1 protein-coding gene and 2 tRNA genes are annotated in these 1697 nt (G+C 38.8%); all 3 read left to right on the top strand.

Features of this window, described 5'->3' with window-relative positions:
• Positions 1 to 39 precede the first annotated feature (39 nt).
• Positions 40 to 124, top strand: a tRNA-Tyr gene (locus tag D1136_RS10715).
• 4 nt (positions 125 to 128) lie between these two features.
• Positions 129 to 201: transfer RNA gene (locus D1136_RS10710), tRNA-Gly, on the top strand.
• 250 nt (positions 202 to 451) lie between these two features.
• On the top strand, positions 452 to 1675 hold the full coding sequence (locus D1136_RS10705; protein ID WP_161877611.1) for a site-specific integrase: 1224 nt from the start codon (positions 452 to 454) through the stop codon (positions 1673 to 1675).
• The last annotated feature ends 22 nt before the right edge of the window (positions 1676 to 1697 follow it).

Here is a 1697-nt window from a genome sequence, read left to right as displayed (position 1 = left end):
TTTGTACCCGCAAAAGAGACAATCGTTCTTTACAATCATGGGCAGTTACCAGAGTGGCCAAATGGGGCTGACTGTAACTCAGCTGGCGTAGCCTTCGGTGGTTCGAATCCATCACTGCCCACCATTTTGCGGAAATAGCTCAGTCGATAGAGCACTAGCCTTCCAAGCTGGGGGTCGCGGGTTTGAGTCCCGTTTTCCGCTCTCTGAATGAGGTAGTTATGAAAGTAGCTACCTTTTTTCTTGCCCTCATTTTTTAGTAAATATCTGATTATTAATCTCTTTACTTTCCACCCCTGTTTTGACGGGAAGATATGAATATTTATAAACAAGGCAAAAAAGAATAGATTTTCAAGTATTTCTTGTGGAAGCAGGACTGGAAATGGCTTAACATAATCATTTCCACAAGAATCGCTGCAACACACTACTTACCAGTGCATTATAGCACTTCAAAATGATTAAGAAATTACAAATTGCCTTTTATTCCATGAACTCAAAATTGACGAATAAAGGCGAAGCCCCAATTTATTGCAGAATTTCCATTGCAGAAGAAGATAAATTATTTTCCACAGGGTTGTATATCCTACCCAAATATTGGGACAAGGTAAAGCAGAAAGCGAAAGGAAAAACAAGTGAATCAGAATCAGTTAATACACATATAGAACAAATAAAAGACAGGTTGTTTAATGCAGAAACAAAACTACTCATTGAATCGCCGGATAATTATACGCTAAATGACATTTACCTGATTTTTACAGGACGATACGCTGAGAACTCCCCCTCCTTGCTAAAGCTATTCAAGGAACGGCTGGATAAAATGGAAAAACTGATAGGCAGAGAATACACCATACGGACGTTCAGGAAGTTTAAGGAAGTGTACCAACATACCCAAGATTACATCAAACACAGCTATAATGTACAGGATATACCGTTTAAGAAACTGGACTTTAAATTCATTCAGGACTTTCAGGAATATTTGCTGATACACAAAAAGCACAAGCCTATTACGGTCAATAAAATTGTACAACGTGTAAATCAAATCGTCCTACTGGCAGTAAAGTATAAGTACATAGCGGAGCATCCGTTTAAAGGCTACAAGCCGTTAAAGGAAGTAAAGCAATTGGTATTTCTGACAGAAGATGAAGTAAAGAAACTGGAAAGCTACGAATTTGCACAGGCAAGACTTGAAAGAGTACGTGACTATTATATGTTTTCCGTTTATACTGGACTTGCCTACAACGAAGCATTCAGCCTAAAGCCTGAACATATTGTAAAAGGCTTTGACGGTCAGGATTGGATAAAGATGATACGCCTGAAAACTCAAAGGGAAATCAACATACCATTATTGCCACAGGCTAAACGGCTTATGGAAAAATACCATTTATCAGACGAGCAGGAATATATTTTACCAACAATGAGCAACCAGAAAATGAACAGCTATTTAAAAGAAGTGGCTGATATTGTGGGTATCAAAAAGCATCTGACACATCACACCGCCAGAAAAACATTCGCATCTACCATTTTGCTTTACAATGACGTACCCATTGAGATTGTCAGTAAATTACTTGGTCATGCGAATATCAGCATTACCCAGAAGTCATACGCACAGGTAATCAACAGGAGCGTAAGCAATCACATGATTAAGCTATCCACCCAACTGGAACAGACTGCAATTTAATGTTTACCGCCCTCTCACTTCT

The sequence above is a fragment of the Odoribacter sp. Z80 genome (assembly GCF_009935865.1).
Taxonomy (GTDB): Bacteria; Bacteroidota; Bacteroidia; order Bacteroidales; family Marinifilaceae; genus Odoribacter.
Note: the sequence above shows the minus strand (reverse complement) of the source record. Positions and strands in the feature narration are given on the sequence as shown.

What these genes read in the sequence shown, in the direction of transcription:
- D1136_RS10705 (WP_161877611.1), top strand. Translation starts at nt 452, where the DNA reads ATGATTAAGAAATTACAAATTGCCTTTTATTCCATGAACTCAAAATTG.